We start from the raw sequence: 15,843 nt of genomic DNA on the forward strand, positions 1-15,843 counted from the left end.
GCCGTGAGCGTTACGCTTGCGGCTCTTTTTCGTTGCGTGGGAGGGGGGAGTCGGATGCCGCCGCACGGGTTGCGTTCCACTCTGCTCGCCTGTCTCGCGCTCGGCCTCGCGGTGTCGGCCGCCGCGTCCGATCCGATCGCCTATCCCGAGACGCGCCGTACCGACATTGTCGACACCCGGTTCGGGGAGGCGATCGCCGATGCCTATCGCTGGCTGGAGAATGATGTGCGCGGCGATCCCGAGGTCGCCGAATGGGTGCGCCGGGAAAACGCCGTTACCAACAGCTATCTCGACACGCTGGCCAGCCGCGCCGCGATCCGCACGCGCCTCAGGACGCTATGGAATTATGAACGCTACGGCGTGCCCCGCAAGCGCGGCGGGCGCTATTTCTACACCTGTAACAGCGGCCTGCAGAACCAGTCGGTGCTGCTTGTGCGCGACGGGCTGGATGGGAAGGAGCGCGAATTGCTCGATCCCAATGGCTGGTCGCGCGACGGCGCCACCGCACTCGACGAATGGCGGCCTTCGAACGATGGCGATCTGTTGCTCTATTCGATCCAGGACGGCGGCAGCGACTGGCGGACCCTGCGCGTGCTCGACGTGCGGACCGGCAAGCTGCTCGACGATCGCATCGACTGGGTCAAATTCTCCGCGCTCGCCTGGGACGGCGACGGCCGGGGCTTCTTCTATTCGCGCTTTCCCGAGCCGCGCAGGGGCGCCGATTATCAGGCCCTCAATCTCAACCAGCAGGTCTATTATCACCGGATCGGCACGCCCCAGTCGGCAGACCGGCTGCTCTATGCGACCCCCGGCCGGCCCCGGCTCAACCATCGCGTCGAAACCACCCAGGACGGCCGCTACGCGCTCGTCACCTCCAGCGAGGGGACCGACGAGCGTTTCGAACTGACCCTGTTCGATCTCGCCGATGCGGACCCGGAACCCCGCAGGCTGGTACGCGGCCTCACCAACCAGTGGGCGCTGGCGGGAAGCATCGGCAGCCGCTTCTACTTCCGCACCAATCTCGAAGCGCCCCGGCAGCGCGTGGTGATGATCGATGTCGCCGCACGGAAGCCCAAGCCCGTCGAGGTCATCCCCCAGGGCCTTGACGATCTGGTCGGGGCGACCCTGGTCGGCAACCGGCTGATCGTCGCCTATCTGGGCGACGCCAAGACCGAAGCCGTGCTCTACGAACTGACCGGCCAGCCCGCCGGTGCGATCAACCTGCCCGATATCGGCACTGGCGCGGGGTTCGGCGGTCGGGTCGGCGATCCCGAGACCTTCTTTGCCTTCTCCAGCTTCGCGACGCCCTCGACCATCTACCGCTTCAACACCGCGACGCGGAAGATGGAGGCGTTCATCAAGCCCAAGCTCGCCTTCGATCCGGACGACTATCTCGTCGACCAGAAATTCTACCGCTCGAAGGACGGGACCGAGGTGCCGATGTTCGTGGTGCGCAGGCGGACCACCCAGCCGGGCGCGCCGGCGCTGCTCTATGGCTATGGCGGCTTCAACATCTCGATGACCCCCGGCTTCTCGCCAGCGATCCTGGGCTGGATGGAGATGGGCGGGGTCTATGCGGTCGCCAATCTCCGCGGCGGCGGCGAATATGGCAAGCTGTGGCACGAGGCCGGCCGGCTCGAGCGCAAGCAGAATGTGTTCGACGATTTCATCGCGGCCGGCGAATATCTGATCTCCAGCGGAATCAGCGCCAAGGGGCGGCTTGCCGCGATGGGCCGGTCGAACGGCGGGCTGCTGGTCGGCGCGGTGGTGAATCAGCGGCCAGACCTGTTCGCCGCTGCCAGCCCGGCTGTCGGGGTGATGGACATGCTGCGCTTCACCCGCTTCACCGCCGGCCGCTACTGGATCGACGATTATGGCGATCCCGACAGGGAAGCCGATTTCCACGTGCTGCGCGGCTATTCGCCCTATCACAATATCCGGTCCGGGGCGGACTATCCGGCGATCCTGGTCACCACGGCCGACACCGACGACCGCGTGGTGCCGGGCCACAGCTTCAAATATGCGGCCGCGCTCCAGGCCGCCGATATCGGGCCCCGGCCGCACCTGATCCGGGTGGAGACCCGCGCCGGGCATGGATCGGGCAAGCCCACCGACAAGCTGATCGAGGAATATACCGATCTCTGGGCCTTTCTGGGCCACTGGACCGGCCTGCCGGCGCCCGACAAACAATAAACGCCAGCGAAACAACCTATTCAGCTTACCGCAATCCGCTGGCGGTTAATCGCAATCTCCATCATGTTTTGCGTGGCATTAGTTGGGGCAGTGAGATGATCAGGAAGCTCATCGGTTCGGCAGCGGTATTGGCTCTGGTGGCGGGGACGGCGGCCCCGGCGGCGGCCCGGCCCTATTGGGGCCATCACCATCATCGCGGTGGCGGCGATACCTTCGGCAACATTCTGCTCGGCGCGGTGATCGGCGGTGGCCTGATCGCGGTCGCCAGCTCGGCCAACAAGAACAAGGGCACGCCCTCCCGGCGCAATGTCGATCAGCGCGACGATCTTCGCGAGGATGGCGAGGACGCGCGCGAGGTCGCCTCGCTCTGCTCGAACGCGATCGAGAATATGGCGCGCGGCCCCGTCTCGTCGGTCGATTCGGTCGGCCGTGACGGCAAGGATGGCTGGCGGGTCGAAGGCGTCGTCCGTGGCGAGCGCGGCGACCGCAGCTTCCGCTGCGCGGTCCAGGAAGGCCAGATCGAGATGATCGACCTGGGCGAACGGCTGGCGGCGCGCTGACCTGGAGCGATTTCTAGATGTGAGCTTTCAGGAGGTTGTTCATCCGGCGTGACCGGATCAGACTGATGTTGCGACACGTCAGGTCTGGAGGAACGACCGGATGAACATCCACAAGAATGCCCGAACCACGCCCTTCAGTCGAGCCGAGATCGTCCGGCGCGTGATGGTTCTGCGCGAGACGCCCAGGGCGGTCGCGACCGCCCTGGGCGTCTCGGAGCGAACCGTAGCCAAGTGGCTGGCACGTTATCGGATCGAAGGCGAAGCCGGTCTCGTCGACCGCAGCTCGCGCCCACACGCCATGCCCCGCGCCACGCCCGCCGACCGCATCGAGCAGGTCATCGCCCTGCGCCGTCAGCGCCTCTGCGGCAAGCAGATCGCCGCCACGCTGAAGCTCTCGCCAGCCACTGTCAGCCGGATACTGCGCAACGCACGCTTGAGCCGAATGCGCGATCTCGATCCTCCCGAGCCCATCCGTCGCTATGAGCGCGCGCACCCCGGCGAGCTGATCCACATCGACATCAAGAAGCTCGGCCGCTTCGAACGCGTCGGCCATCGCATCACCGGCAATCGGACAAAGCAGAGCAGCACTCGCGGCAGCCGTGCTGGCGAGCGCTACGGCGCGGGCTGGGAGTTCGTCCACGTCTGCATCGACGATGCCTCGCGCATCGCCTTCAGCCAGATCCTCCCCGACGAAAAGAAGGAAAGCGCAACCGCCTTCCTCTTCGCCGCCATCGCCTATTATCAAAGCCTCGGCATCACTGTCTCGCGCGTCATGACCGACAACGGCGCCTGCTACAAAAGCTTCGCCTTCCGCGACGCCTGCAAAGCACTCGGCCTCAAGCACATCCGCACCAAACCCTACACGCCCAAGACTAACGGCAAGGCCGAACGCTTCATCCAGACCAGCTTACGCGAATGGGCATATGCTCGCGCCTATCCAACCTCCGAGCACCGCAAACGCGCCCTCAGTCCATGGCTCCATAATTATAACTGGCACCGCCCCCACGGCAGCTTACAATCACAACCGCCCATCAGCCGACTACGTCAGCCAATGAATAACCTGTTGAGGCTCCACATCTAGAGCCTGATCGGTTGAGGTGGAAGCGCTTCGCGCTTCCGCCGATGGCGTGAATCAGGCTCTATCAAGGTCTAGGCGGATGGAACATCCGCCGACTCGGAAATCGCGGTAAAACCAAGAGCTAGCGCGGTCGATCCAAGCGGATCGACCGCGCCATGGCTTCAGCGCAGCTCCACATAGCTGGACGACACCGTGCGGAGCGCCTGTGACGGATCGGCGCCGGCGGCGAGATCGTCGGCGGCGATGATCATCACCTCAAGCCTGAGCTGGCCCAGATCGCCCGAAATCGCCTCCTGGTAGATTTCGCGCGCGGCGACGCTGCGCCCGCTCTGGCCGATGAACATCGCCACCAGCTTCTCGCCGTCCTTCTCCTTCATCCGGCGCAGCCACAGGCCGCGCTGGCGCGCCCGCTCCTCCAGCGCGGCGAGATCCGTCGCGCTGCCCGCGACGATGAACCCCGCCATCAGGAAGGCGGTGTCATAGCCCCGCACATGGATGGCGATGTCGCCGGGCTCGGGCGCCGCCGCCTCCCGCTGCGGCCAGCCGATATTGCTGATCAGCTCGGCCAGCTCGGGCTGATAGTCGTAATCGGCCGGGCTGGTCGCCCGATAGGCGATCTGCCAGTCCCCGGCGACATAGCAGAACAGCGCCAGTTCCGATCGCAGCGCCATGCGCCGTCCCCGGAACTTGGCCTTCATCTCATAGACGGCACGCAGGCCGGTCGCGGCATCCGATCCGGCCGGAGGCGGCGCCTTGGTCCGCTCGATCAGCTTGGCCGAGGGGTGGATCTTCTTGAGCTGCAGTTCGCGCCGTTCGAAGTCCCGATAGCAGTTGGTCTCGCGTGCCGCGCTCACCGCCTCTGGTGTAGCGCCGATCGCGGGTGCCGCCTCGGACACGAACAGCGACACGGCCACCCGGCTCGGCGTCATCAGCTCATAGGCAACCGCCAGATTCTGTCCCTGGTCGCCATAGCGCCGCGCTCCGGCGCGCCGGAACAGGCCGAGCTCGTTCATGAACATCAGCCCCGGCCCGGCGCTGATCAGCGGCTGCTCCATCCGTTCGCCGCCCTTTTCGGAAGCGCCGTCGGCCTGCTCCTCTCCGCTCAGGTCGACACCGGACAGATCGGTGGTCGGAACCGCCGCGGCGACCCCGGAGGCCAGTGCCAGCCATGCGCTCAGGAAAACGGCTTTCCGCACCGACACTGTCCCCCGCGTCCATGTCGTTACGGTCTAGGCCGATGCGGAAGGGGAGGCAATGTACTCGCGTTGCTGTCCGTCATCGCACTGCCCGCTGGACAGGCGCGCTCCGGGCCTTTATCGGCTCGGCATGACAGCCCAGCTTCCCGCCACATCCGCCCCGAAGCCCAGCAGCCAGCCGCAGGAAACGATCCTGATCGTCGATTTCGGCAGTCAGGTCACCCAGCTCATCGCCAGACGCGTGCGCGAGGCCGGCGTCTACAGCGAGATCGCGCCCTTCAACGCCGCCGATGCGGCCTTCGACCGGCTCCAGCCCAAGGGCATCATCCTCGGCGGCGGCCCCGCCTCGGTCGCCGATATCGGCAGCCCGCGCGCGCCCCAGCGCTTCTTCGAGGCGGGCGTGCCGATCCTCGGCATCTGCTACGGCCAGCAGACCATGTGCCAGCAGCTCGGCGGGTCGGTCACCCCCGGCCATGACAGCCGCGAGTTCGGCCGCGCCTTCATCGAGATCAGGGACCGCTCGGCGCTCTTCGACGGCCTGTGGAAGGAAGGTGAGAGCCATCAGGTCTGGATGAGCCATGGCGACAAGGTCGATGCGCTACCGGCCGGCTTCTCGCCGATCGCGGTGTCGGAAGGCGCGCCCTTCGCCGTCACCTCGGACGAGAAGCGCCGCTTCTACGGCGTCCAGTTCCACCCCGAGGTGGTCCACACTCCCGACGGCGGCAAGCTGATCGCCAATTTCGTGCGCCATGTCTGCGGCCTTTCCGGCGACTGGACGATGGCCGAGTTCCGCGCGACGAAGATCGCCGAAATCCGCAAGCAGGTCGGCTCGGGCCGGGTGATCTGCGGGCTTTCGGGCGGCGTCGACAGCGCGGTCGCGGCGGTGCTGATCCATGAGGCGATCGGCGACCAGCTGACCTGCGTGTTCGTCGACCATGGCCTGATGCGGATGGGCGAGGCCGATCAGGTCGTCGGCCTGTTCCGCGAGCATTATGGCATCCCGCTGGTCCATGTGAATGCCGAGACGCTGTTCCTCAACGGTCTCAAGGGCGTCACCGATCCTGAGGCCAAGCGCAAGTTCATCGGCAAGACCTTCATCGAGGTGTTCGAGGCCGAGGCGAACAAGATCGGCGGCGCCGATTTCCTGGCACAGGGCACGCTTTACCCGGACGTGATCGAAAGCGTCAGCTTCACCGGCGGCCCGTCGGTGACGATCAAGAGCCACCACAATGTCGGCGGCCTGCCCGAGCGGATGAACATGAAGCTGGTCGAGCCGCTGCGCGAGCTGTTCAAGGACGAGGTCCGCGCGCTCGGCCGCGAACTGGGCCTGCCCGACATCTTCGTCGGCCGCCATCCTTTTCCGGGGCCGGGCCTCGCCATCCGCATCCCGGGCGAGGTGACCAAGGAGCGCTGCGACATCCTGCGCAAGGCCGACGCCGTCTATCTCGACGAGATCCGCCGCGCCGGCCTCTATGATGCGATCTGGCAGGCCTTCGCGGTGCTGCTGCCGGTCCGCACTGTCGGCGTGATGGGCGACGGCCGCACCTATGATTCGGTCTGCGCGCTGCGCGCCGTCACCTCGACCGACGGCATGACCGCCGACATCTATCCGTTCGACGCCGCCTTCCTCAGCCGCGTCGCCACCCGCATCGTCAACGAGGTGCAGGGCATCAACCGGGTGACCTACGACTATACCTCGAAGCCGCCTGGGACGATCGAATGGGAGTAAATCGGAGCAATCCGGCGATATACGGAAACGCGCCGAATTACGACCTAACCAGCTGATATAGATATGATTTTCTGCTGGCAGCAATCGGCCCCCATAGATCGCGTGTGAGGGCGCGAACGGCGGTATACGCGATGTTGCGTATCGCAGCGAGACGACACACCGTCACTCCTTGTCAAGCGGTTGACGAGGTTGCGATACCGGCAGGCCGTGTGTGGGACATCATTGGAGATTTTGGAGGCCTGTCTAAATGGGCCACCAGGGTCAAATGTGAGCGGATTGAAGATCGGCCCGAAGATACGTACCGGATTATTACCACCAAATGGTAACATTTATCAAGAGCGGCTCGTCCGCAGCGGCGATGCCTCCTACACATATTCGGTGGAGCGGACCGGCACGGATCACTATGAGACAACGATAGCCGTGGAAAGTCTCGGCGAGGATAAAACCAAAATCTTACTGATGGTCGAGTTCGAACCACAGGTGGATGTCAATGCCGATGCTCTCTCGGAAGATATATCGGTCTTTTTTCGCGGTTGCCTAAAGGCAATGACCAAAGCGCTCAATTCGAGTCTGCCCCACACTGAGCATTAACGGCTATGGGGAAAATCCCTCCAACGGCTGAATAGGCTGGTCGTTGATCGGCCGAGGCCGACCACCAATCGCTACCGCTTGCATTATCTCCCGCCGGTTGGTTGTTGCGCATACACTTTGTCGCCGGGAGAGCCAGTCGCTCGCCTAAGTGCAATGTCTAATCACCGCAGCAGGTCGCGGGGAGACCGTTTTTCACGCCCTTCACAAGCTCCGACGCTCCTCTGGCATAGGATTTGCGTAACCCACTCGGTCAAGGCGCAGGACTGCGCTCAAACCTGCTAGGGGTATCACATCCAAATGAGCGAAGCATATATTATTGATGCGTGCAGAACACCGCGCGGCGTCGGCAAGGTTGGAAAGGGCGCCCTGGCGGATATTCATCCGCAGCGCCTTGCGGCAACCGTGTTGCGAGCGATTGCTGAGCGCAATGGTATAAACACCGGTCAAATCGACGACATCATATGGGGCACGTCGACCCAAGTGGGAAAGCAGGGCGGCGATCTTGGCCGAATGGCGGCTCTGGATGCAGGCTATGATGTCCGAGCCAGCGGCGTCACGCTCGACCGCTACTGCGGCTCCGGCATCACTGCTGTTAGCCTTGCGGCGGCACAGGTCAAAGCCGGGATGGAAGATCTGGTCGTCGCAGGCGGAACGGAAATGATGTCGTTCACGCCTTCGACGCGCGATCCCAACAAGCCGACGATGATGGATCGTGACAATCTTCACCTGCGTTCCGTTCATCCTCAATCGCACCAAGGGCTTTGCGCAGACGCCATCGCGACCATGGAAGGAATCAGTCGCGAGGCATGCGACGAATTGGCGTTCAACAGCCAGCAGCGTGCGGGTGTAGCGATCAAGGAAGGTCGGTTCGCCAAGAGCCTGATCCCAGTTTATAAGGACGACGGTTCGCTTGCGCTCGATCAGGAGGAGTATCCGCGACCGCAGACGACGCTTGAGGCTTTGGCCGGTCTGAAGCCGGCGTTCGAGGCCGTCGCTAATGTGCAGCTCAATGAGGATGGCCTCACCTATGCGGGCCTCATTCATCAGGCGTACCCGGATCTCGAAATCAAGCATGTTCATCATGCTGGAAACTCGTCGGGCGTTGTCGATGGCGCCGCCGCCGTGCTTCTGGCTTCGAAGAGCTATGCCGACAAAAATGGTCTGAAGCCCCGCGCTCGCATCGTCGCAACGGCTAATATCGGGGACTGCCCAACGTTGATGCTCAATGCTCCGGTTCCTGCGGCCCGCAAAGTTTTGGCGAAGGCGGGCCTGTCGGTCGATGATATCGACCTGTTTGAGATTAACGAAGCGTTCGCAGCGGTGGCCGAAAAGTTCATCCGCGACCTCAAGCTCGATCGTGACAAGGTTAACGTCAACGGCGGTGCGATGGCGCTCGGTCATCCGATTGGCGCGACCGGTGCCATTCTGATCGGAACTATTCTCGACGAGCTCGAGCGTCGCGACCTCCGGCGAGGTCTTGTGACGATGTGCGCCGCCGGAGGTATGGGACCGGCGATCATCATCGAACGAATCTAATACAACGAGGCGACGTGCCCCGGCGTGTCGCCTCGCAGGGCTACCGTCTTGAGAATGCGGCGTTCACCCTGGGGGAGAGCGCCGCAACTCCCGCTCGAAAGGGCAACGATCTACAAATGAGCGCAGTGCAGGCCCTGTTTTCAACATTGCGCACCGTCAAACCGGGTGGTGAGAACTAATAGTTGTGACCGACGAGTTGAACGAGGAGGCCGTGCCGCCGACCATGTCCGCCCGGTCTCCTCTTCGTTTCCCGACATTTCGTAGCCTTTGGTTTGCTAATCTTGTCACTGGCATTGGCTACATGATCCAGTCGGTCGGGGCATCCTGGCTGATGCTGGAGCTGACGTCGTCGCCATCGATGGTCGCCCTTGTACAAACGTCGATCACGCTCCCGATAATGCTATTCTCCGTACTAGCCGGAGCAACGGCCGACAGCTGGGATCGACGGCGCCTTATGCTGTGGTCGCAGACCTTCATGATGGCTGTCTCTATCGGTCTGGCGGTCCTGACGCATATTAACCTCGCATCGCCCTACATGCTCCTGGCATTCACCTTCCTCATTGGCTGCGGCAACGCATTCAATGCACCTGCCTGGCAAGCATCCGTTGGCGACATGGTTCCGAAAGCCTTGCTCCCCGATGCGGTTGCATTGAACAGTGCCGCGTTCAACACGGCGCGAAGCGCCGGGCCGGCCTTGGGCGGGGCAATCGTTGCTGCCGCGGGGGCCACGACCGCTTTTATGGTGAATTGCGCGACCTATCCGCTGCTCATCATCACGCTCCTGCGATGGCATCCAAAGCCAGATCCGTCAGCATTGCCTGCCGAGCGGATAGCCGGCGCGATTGCAAGCGGGGTACGCTATGTGTTCATGTCGCCTGATCTGCTAAAGACGATCGCTCGGGCCATGCTGATCTCGGTATGCGTGAGTTCGATCCCGTCTCTGCTGCCCATAATTGTCCGTGACGGTCTCAATGGCGCCGCAACCACCTACGGACTGCTCCTTGCCGCCTTCGGGGCCGGTGCAGTGACGGGTGCCCTCGTCAGCGCACCGCTCAGAAGCCGGTACTCGGTCAATCGCATCATTTCCGCCGCTATTGGCCTCGGGGTTCTGGGACTTACTCTTACCGCTCTGTCAACATCTCCTGCCCTAACCGTGCTCGCACTGATCATCGCTGGTGGCGGTTGGATACTCGCCCTCTCCACGCTCAACGTTACCATGCAGCTCGCTACGCCGCGATGGGTGCTCGCGAGGGCACTCTCGCTTTATCAAATGGCAGCGTTTGGCGGAATTGCGGTCGGTAGCAGCGTCTTCGGCGCCATTTCGTCGTTGATAGGCGTCAGCAGCGCCATGATTGCGGCGGCCATGCTCTTGTCGATCGGCCTCGCGGCCGGATTTCTGGACCCGCTTCCCGATCTCGATGGTCTAGATCTCGATCCGTTGCGCAAATGGCAGGAACCTGAAGCGGGACCGTTGATCGAAGCGAACAGCGGCCCGATCTCGATCACAATCCACTATGAGATCGATACTGTGGAGGCCGCCGCTTTCATAGCGCTCATGCGGGAACGGCGGCGGATCCGCCGTCGGGATGGGGCGCGAAACTGGGTGCTTCTGCGAGACGTTAGCCAGCCAAACCTTTGGATCGAGCGCTATCAGGTGGCGACATGGCTAGAGTATGTCCGGCACAACCAACGCAGGACACAGGCCGACGCCGTTAATATCGCGGCAATTACAGCACTTCATACGGCTCCCGGACCTCCGAAAATTTACCGTCGCATCCAGGTCGATCCGCATAGTCGCCAGCCTGATAGCGCGGAGCAACGAGAACCGCTTTTTCAGCAGGTGATACCGGGCGCTCCATAGCAAGCAGGCAGAAACAAAGGAGAGACGAGATGCTGGACTTCGAGGGAAGGGTCGCCGTGGTGACCGGCGCGGCTGGCGGCGTAGGTACCGCCTTGTGTCGCAAGCTTGCGGAGCGCGGAGCCACTATCATCGGCATCGGCCGGACTGAGTCGAAGCTTGCTCAGGTTCGGTCAGCTATTCATCAAACGGGCGGGCAAATGCGCACCGTGGTGGGAGACATCACCGATGCAGCCACAGCCGAGCAGATCGACCAAGCATGTGAGGATGCCGGTGGCATCGACTTGCTGATCAACAATGCGGCCGTCGGCTATTCCTACGAACGGACTCGGCCCGGCAGCATGGCTATCATTACCGAGCAGTCGGCTGACTCGTGGCGCGAGGTGGTCGACATCAATCTCAACGGCCCTGCCGCCATCACGCGCTCGCTCGTTCCAAGGCTTCTCAGACGGGGTCAGGGGGCCAGTATCGTCTTCATCTCAAGCATATTAAGCTTGGGTGGCCATACCAATGCTCATGCCTACAGCGCATCAAAGGCGGGGATCAATAATCTCGTGCAGTCCCTTGCTGTCACCTATGGCCCGAAAGGTTTGCGCACCAACTGCGTGGCCCCGGGGCTTATCGAGACCGAGATGGTCGAGGCGGTGTTGGATTCCGGATTTCTGGATTGCGACGAAAGTCGCTTCGCCTTCTGCCCGCTCGGGCGCGCCGCGCAGGCTGATGAGGTCGCAAACGCCGCTCTCTTTCTCGCATCACCGGCTGCCTCTTACATCAACGGCGCCATTCTCACTGTCGATGGGGGCACGTCCGCTAAGGCCTGACGCAACGGTCCGGGCATTCGCAAAGTAAAGGAAAGGATGAGGCAGCATGAAGGATACATTTGAGGGGCTGCAGCTCCGATCCACCGTGGACCCATCTGGCGTGCTTCGCCTCGAACTGGTCGAAATAACAGTATCCGACCCTGCACCCGACGAGGTCATTGTCCGTGTCGAGGCCAGCCCGATCAATCCTTCGGATCTCGCCGTCCTGCTGGGGGCCGCGACCGCTCCGGCCGACCTCGACACGCTCGAGGTTACAGGATCAGATGAACGGCCCATTGTCCTCGCCAAGGTGCCGCCTGAGTCGATCGGCGCGCTGAGCGCGAGGATCGGGATTGGGATCACGCCAGGTGCCGAGGGTGCAGGGTCGGTCGTGGCGGCGGGCGAAAATGCCCGGCATCTCCTTGGTCGTCGGGTAGGAATGCGCGGCGGCGCGATGTACGCGCACTATCGAAAGCTGGGAATGGCCGATTGTGTCCTGCTGCCCGAAGATGTGGAGCCCGCGGCGGGCGCAGCCATGTTCGTCAATCCGCTCACGGCTCTGGGATTCGTCGAGACCATGCGAACGGAGGGATTTAGCGGAATTGTTCATCTCGCTGCTGCATCCAATCTTGGTCAGATGCTCAATCGAATTTGCGTCACTGACCATATCCCGCTCATCAACGTCGTGCGATCAGGTGAACAAGCGAAGCTTCTCATGAATCAGGGCGCGCGCTACGTGTTCGACAGCTCGTCGCCCGATTATGAAGAGCAGCTCCGCTCAGCCCTTTACGAGACGAAGATCACGCTTGCTTTCGATCCCATCGGGGGCGGAACTCAAGCGAGCCAGGTGCTCGCCGCCATGGAGGCCGCCGCAGCCCGAGACGTAAGCGCCTATAACCGCTACGGGACCGAAGTTTTCAAGCAACTTTATATCTATGGCATGCTCAACCCATCCCCAACGGTCCTAGATCGTTGGGTCGGGTTTGCATGGTCCGTCGGCGGGTGGCTTCTTACCCACCGGCTCAAACAAATGGGGAAAGACGACGAAGCTAGGCTGCTAGATAGGGTGCGGAACGAGCTCACGACAACCTTTGCCAGCCACTATACGGCGCGCATGGGGTTACAGGAAATCCTGCACCCAGATAATATCCGCTCTTTCAGCCGCAAAGCGACCGGCGCGAAGTACCTCGTCACGCCATAGAGCGGGCTGCGCATTCATCTATGCAGCAAAATAGCCTTTGAGCCAGGCGAGCGCTTCCTGCTCCTCGGTGAAGAAGGCAATGTTCTGCAATCGAACGCTCATGCGCCCGGTCTGACTCTTCTGGATCTTCGACGGCGAAAGAATGACTGCCGCAGGATTGCTTGTTGGCCACTCATTCTCAGTGACCTCCTGCATCGCTTCCGCTGTATCTTTAGGGAGGATTGCTTGCTCCCGAAGATCTACCAACGCACCGATTGTCGCGGGAAACCGTCCCCCGGCTTTGAGGCTCGATATCTGTGCTACGAGCGCCGTCCGATAGGACCGAACAGTGGAACTGTCCCAAAGTCCGGTCATCCGCACGACAAGCAGCTGGCGCTCCGGGTCGAACTCCAACTGATAAGCACCGCTGGTGACCGACATGCTTCTCTCCTCCATCATATGATGTCGTAGGGCCGCAGTCATATCGACTTCATACATGTTTGGGGAGATGGTGCTGGTTTCTCCCGAGGATGCCGGGCGAAGCGGGTTGAATTTCAGGGGCGATTGAGCTCAGCACTTATACGGTCGATCTCGCATTCCCCAGTAAGCGTCTGACCGCCAATCTCCAGGAAGCGCATCATATTTTGCCGAGCATCTTTCGTTCGAAGCAGTTGGCGAAATAGGAACACCTCCTCAAGGAGACCTTCCTTCTTACCAAGCTCAGCTGCATCGACCGCGGCCTTGGCGAGACGGACTGCATCGGGCGGAAAAGATGCAATGCGATCAGCAAGCATGGCAACCTGGGTTCCGATCGCATCGGGTGCGAAAGCACGGTTCAGATAGCCCCAGCGTTCCGCCGTTTCGGCATCGAGATCGCTCCCGCTTAGGATGATCTCCAACGCCCGAGCTCGTCCCATAAGTTGCGGCATCTGCTGCGTTCCGGTGCCGCCTGGAAGGATTCCAAGAGGCACTTCCATCTGATTGATCATCGTTTTTCCGACCACGCCAAAGCGCATGTCGAAGTTCATGATAAGCTCGCTGCCCACCCCGCCGACTCTGCCCTCGACTTGCGCAATCGTGATCTTGTCCATCGATCGGAAGCGCTCGCACATCGCATGATAGGCGCTGTCCCCCGAGCGAGGGCGCTCTGCTGCTGCCTCAATCGGAAGGTCGAGGATGCGTTCAATATCGAAGTGAGCAAGAAAGAACTGCGGATTTGCGCTTTTCAGCACGAAGACAAGGGTATCTGGATCCTTCTCCAGCTCTACGCTCAGCGCGATGAGCTCGGCCATCAACGCTCCTGTCACAAGGTTGAACGGCGGGCTGTTCACCGTCGCGGTCATGACACGGCCGACCTTTTCTAAGACAATAAACTTATAGTCTGAATATGTCATAGCCGCACCCAAGCGATTTCCTATCTTAGCTCAGCAGATCTTCTCGCATCTCATTTGCAGGCCTGCACTGACCATGTCTTTGGTGTCGCAGCTGCCAACCGGTGATCGACCGCGGCCATCCGCCTCAGCTCGCCGCGATAGGGCTCAGCACCAATGCGGTGCGATCAGCCAGTTCGTGGATCTTCGACAGATAGTGGAGAAAATGCGGCGAAGCGCGGTGCGCCGCCACCGCCGCATCGTCCTCGTAAAGCTCATCGAGCAGGAGGCGGTTCAGATCGGCCTCATCCTGCCAAATGTCCCAGCGCAGATTGCCCGGTTCAGCCCGGCTCGCTGCCAACACTCCGTCCAATAGGCTGCGTAACGCATCCGCTTTCCCGGGCTTGGCAGTAAGAATCGCGACGATTTTTATGGCCATGGTCGGGCTTTGTCCTTGGTTGCGCCGCCAGCCGGCTATCGTCGTCATACCCGCTCGATTGCGATGGCGAGACCTTGGCCAACGCCAATGCACATTGTGATCAACGCCCGGTTGCCGCCACGCTGCTCTAGTGCGCGCGCGGCAGTGAGAACCAGCCGCGCGCCTGACATGCCTAGAGGATGTCCTAGGGCGATGGCGCCGCCATGCGGATTTACCTTCTCACTAAACGGGTCGACGTGCAGCTTCCGTAATGACGCGATTACCTGCGAGGCGAATGCCTCATTGAGTTCGATCAGATCGAAGTCGTCAATGCCAAGGCCCAGCCGTTGCATCAGCTTTTCGCTCGCGGGCGCCGGTCCTATCCCCATCACCTTGGGGGGGACTCCGGCGGTTGCCATTCCGAGGAACCTCGCCCTGGGTTTCAGGCCGTGACGCTTCACTGCGCTTTCCGAGGCGATGAACATCGCCGCCGACCCGTCATTGACCCCCGAGGCATTGCCGGCGGTTACCGTGCCACCCTCGCGAACCACGGGACGTAGACCGCTCAGGGACTCGGGAGTGGTATTAGCCCTCGGATGTTCGTCCATCGATACGGCAGTCTCGCTCTTCTTTGCCGTGATCGTGACCGGGGTGATCTCCTCCGAAAAAAAGCCCTGTTGCTGCGCCTTCGCTGCAAGCTGCTGGCTTCTAAGAGCGAAGGCATCCTGCTCCTCACGGCTGACGCCGTGCATAACTGCGACGTTTTCCGCTGTCTCCGGCATGGAATCGACGCCATGGGTCTTCTTCATCACTGGATTGATGAAGCGCCAGCCGATCGTGGTGTCCTCGATGCTAGCCGAACGAGACCAGGCGGTTTCGGCCTTACCAATCACGAACGGAGCTCGCGACATGGATTCGACCCCGCCGGCAATGGCGAAGTCAATCTGGCCGGACATGATTGCGCGCGCTGCGTAACCTACTGCATCAGCGCCGCTCGCACAGAGGCGATTGATTGTCGAGCCCGGGACTGACGTCGGCAAGCCGGCCAGCAGGGCTGCCATGCGAGCCACGTTCCTGTTATCTTCTCCAGCCTGGTTCGCGCAGCCTAATATGACCTCGTCTATCGCGGCCGGATCGATTGCGGGATTCTGTTCGAGCAATGCCCTGATCGGCACAGCCGCAAGATCGTCTGTTCTTATGGAAGCCAAGGCGCCGCCAAAGCGGCCGATCGGTGTCCGCAGACCCTCGCAAATGAAAGCATTGATCAAAGCCATATTCCTTGCCGAACCGTGTTCATCGGCTGAAGGGCGGCCGCTGAACCATCCATATTATTC

The 15,843-nt window shown here is 61.9% G+C and carries 14 protein-coding genes; 9 read left to right on the forward strand and 5 right to left on the reverse strand.

Annotated features, from left to right (window positions below; genetic code table 11):
- Positions 1-54: 54 nt before the first annotated feature.
- The 3 genes from CMV14_RS08120 to CMV14_RS08130 all read left to right on the forward strand — a co-directional run bounded on the left by CMV14_RS08120 (position 55) and on the right by CMV14_RS08130 (position 3,834).
- A complete protein-coding gene (locus CMV14_RS08120) occupies positions 55-2,193 on the forward strand; it encodes a prolyl oligopeptidase family serine peptidase (RefSeq protein WP_083215988.1) in 2,139 nt (712 codons plus the stop codon).
- Between the two features lie 95 nt (positions 2,194-2,288).
- Positions 2,289-2,753, forward strand: a complete 465-nt coding sequence (locus CMV14_RS08125; RefSeq protein WP_066966310.1) for a hypothetical protein — start codon at positions 2,289-2,291, stop codon at positions 2,751-2,753.
- A 100-nt stretch (positions 2,754-2,853) separates the two neighbouring features.
- Positions 2,854-3,834: an IS481 family transposase gene (locus CMV14_RS08130; RefSeq protein ID WP_066970399.1), complete on the forward strand. Its 981-nt coding sequence runs from the start codon at positions 2,854-2,856 to the stop codon at positions 3,832-3,834.
- A gap of 158 nt (positions 3,835-3,992) precedes the next feature.
- Here CMV14_RS08130 and CMV14_RS08135 read toward each other — a convergent pair whose 3' ends face one another.
- Positions 3,993-5,027, reverse strand: a complete 1,035-nt coding sequence (locus tag CMV14_RS08135; protein ID WP_139114824.1) for a hypothetical protein — start codon at positions 5,025-5,027, stop codon at positions 3,993-3,995.
- Positions 5,028-5,157: 130 nt separating this feature from the next.
- On the opposite strand from CMV14_RS08135, the gene guaA reads away from it, so the two are divergent.
- The 6 genes from guaA (at position 5,158) to CMV14_RS08165 (ending at position 12,742) form a co-directional block, all read left to right on the forward strand.
- On the forward strand, positions 5,158-6,756 hold the full coding sequence (gene guaA / locus CMV14_RS08140) for a glutamine-hydrolyzing GMP synthase (RefSeq protein WP_066969967.1): 1,599 nt from the start codon (positions 5,158-5,160) through the stop codon (positions 6,754-6,756).
- Positions 6,757-7,023: 267 nt separating this feature from the next.
- Positions 7,024-7,347, forward strand: coding sequence for an SRPBCC family protein (locus tag CMV14_RS08145; RefSeq protein ID WP_139114825.1), 324 nt, complete (start codon positions 7,024-7,026; stop codon positions 7,345-7,347).
- A 297-nt stretch (positions 7,348-7,644) separates the two neighbouring features.
- Positions 7,645-8,883 carry an acetyl-CoA C-acetyltransferase gene (locus tag CMV14_RS08150; protein ID WP_066969976.1) on the forward strand — a complete coding sequence of 413 codons (1,239 nt, stop codon included), beginning with the start codon at positions 7,645-7,647 and terminating at the stop codon, positions 8,881-8,883.
- Between the two features lie 184 nt (positions 8,884-9,067).
- Entirely contained in the window at positions 9,068-10,744 is a 1,677-nt protein-coding gene (locus CMV14_RS08155; RefSeq protein WP_238147227.1) for an MFS transporter, read from the forward strand.
- A gap of 29 nt (positions 10,745-10,773) precedes the next feature.
- The gene (locus tag CMV14_RS08160) at positions 10,774-11,562 is read left to right on the forward strand and encodes an SDR family NAD(P)-dependent oxidoreductase (RefSeq protein ID WP_066969977.1); all 789 of its coding nucleotides are present in this window, start codon (positions 10,774-10,776) and stop codon (positions 11,560-11,562) included.
- A gap of 46 nt (positions 11,563-11,608) precedes the next feature.
- Positions 11,609-12,742 carry an MDR/zinc-dependent alcohol dehydrogenase-like family protein gene (locus tag CMV14_RS08165; protein WP_066969978.1) on the forward strand — a complete coding sequence of 378 codons (1,134 nt, stop codon included), beginning with the start codon at positions 11,609-11,611 and terminating at the stop codon, positions 12,740-12,742.
- 18 nt (positions 12,743-12,760) lie between these two features.
- Here CMV14_RS08165 and CMV14_RS08170 read toward each other — a convergent pair whose 3' ends face one another.
- The 4 genes from CMV14_RS08170 to pcaF all read right to left on the reverse strand — a co-directional run bounded on the left by CMV14_RS08170 (position 12,761) and on the right by pcaF (position 15,777).
- Positions 12,761-13,162, reverse strand: coding sequence for a hypothetical protein (locus tag CMV14_RS08170; RefSeq protein WP_139114826.1), 402 nt, complete (start codon positions 13,160-13,162; stop codon positions 12,761-12,763).
- A gap of 113 nt (positions 13,163-13,275) precedes the next feature.
- On the reverse strand, positions 13,276-14,115 hold the full coding sequence (locus tag CMV14_RS08175) for an enoyl-CoA hydratase/isomerase family protein (protein WP_066969980.1): 840 nt from the start codon (positions 14,113-14,115) through the stop codon (positions 13,276-13,278).
- 124 nt (positions 14,116-14,239) lie between these two features.
- Positions 14,240-14,578 carry a putative quinol monooxygenase gene (locus tag CMV14_RS08180; protein ID WP_238147228.1) on the reverse strand — a complete coding sequence of 113 codons (339 nt, stop codon included), beginning with the start codon at positions 14,576-14,578 and terminating at the stop codon, positions 14,240-14,242.
- Entirely contained in the window at positions 14,575-15,777 is a 1,203-nt protein-coding gene (pcaF, locus tag CMV14_RS08185) for a 3-oxoadipyl-CoA thiolase (RefSeq protein WP_066969994.1), read from the reverse strand. Before pcaF ends, CMV14_RS08180 begins: the two co-directional genes overlap by 4 nt.
- Positions 15,778-15,843: the final 66 nt, after the last annotated feature.

The organism is Rhizorhabdus dicambivorans (assembly GCF_002355275.1).
In the GTDB taxonomy this organism is placed as follows: Bacteria; Pseudomonadota; Alphaproteobacteria; order Sphingomonadales; family Sphingomonadaceae; genus Rhizorhabdus; species Rhizorhabdus dicambivorans.

Coding starts and splice junctions, on each gene's coding strand:
- CMV14_RS08120 (WP_083215988.1), top strand. CDS start 55: ATGCCGCCGCACGGGTTGCGTTCCACTCTGCTCGCCTGTCTCGCGCTC.
- CMV14_RS08125 (WP_066966310.1), top strand. CDS start 2,289: ATGATCAGGAAGCTCATCGGTTCGGCAGCGGTATTGGCTCTGGTGGCG.
- CMV14_RS08130 (WP_066970399.1), top strand. CDS start 2,854: ATGAACATCCACAAGAATGCCCGAACCACGCCCTTCAGTCGAGCCGAG.
- guaA (WP_066969967.1), top strand. CDS start 5,158: ATGACAGCCCAGCTTCCCGCCACATCCGCCCCGAAGCCCAGCAGCCAG.
- CMV14_RS08150 (WP_066969976.1), top strand. CDS start 7,645: ATGAGCGAAGCATATATTATTGATGCGTGCAGAACACCGCGCGGCGTC.
- CMV14_RS08160 (WP_066969977.1), top strand. CDS start 10,774: ATGCTGGACTTCGAGGGAAGGGTCGCCGTGGTGACCGGCGCGGCTGGC.
- CMV14_RS08165 (WP_066969978.1), top strand. CDS start 11,609: ATGAAGGATACATTTGAGGGGCTGCAGCTCCGATCCACCGTGGACCCA.
- CMV14_RS08170 (WP_139114826.1), bottom strand. CDS start 13,162: ATGTCGGTCACCAGCGGTGCTTATCAGTTGGAGTTCGACCCGGAGCGC.
- CMV14_RS08175 (WP_066969980.1), bottom strand. CDS start 14,115: ATGACATATTCAGACTATAAGTTTATTGTCTTAGAAAAGGTCGGCCGT.
- CMV14_RS08180 (WP_238147228.1), bottom strand. CDS start 14,578: ATGACGACGATAGCCGGCTGGCGGCGCAACCAAGGACAAAGCCCGACC.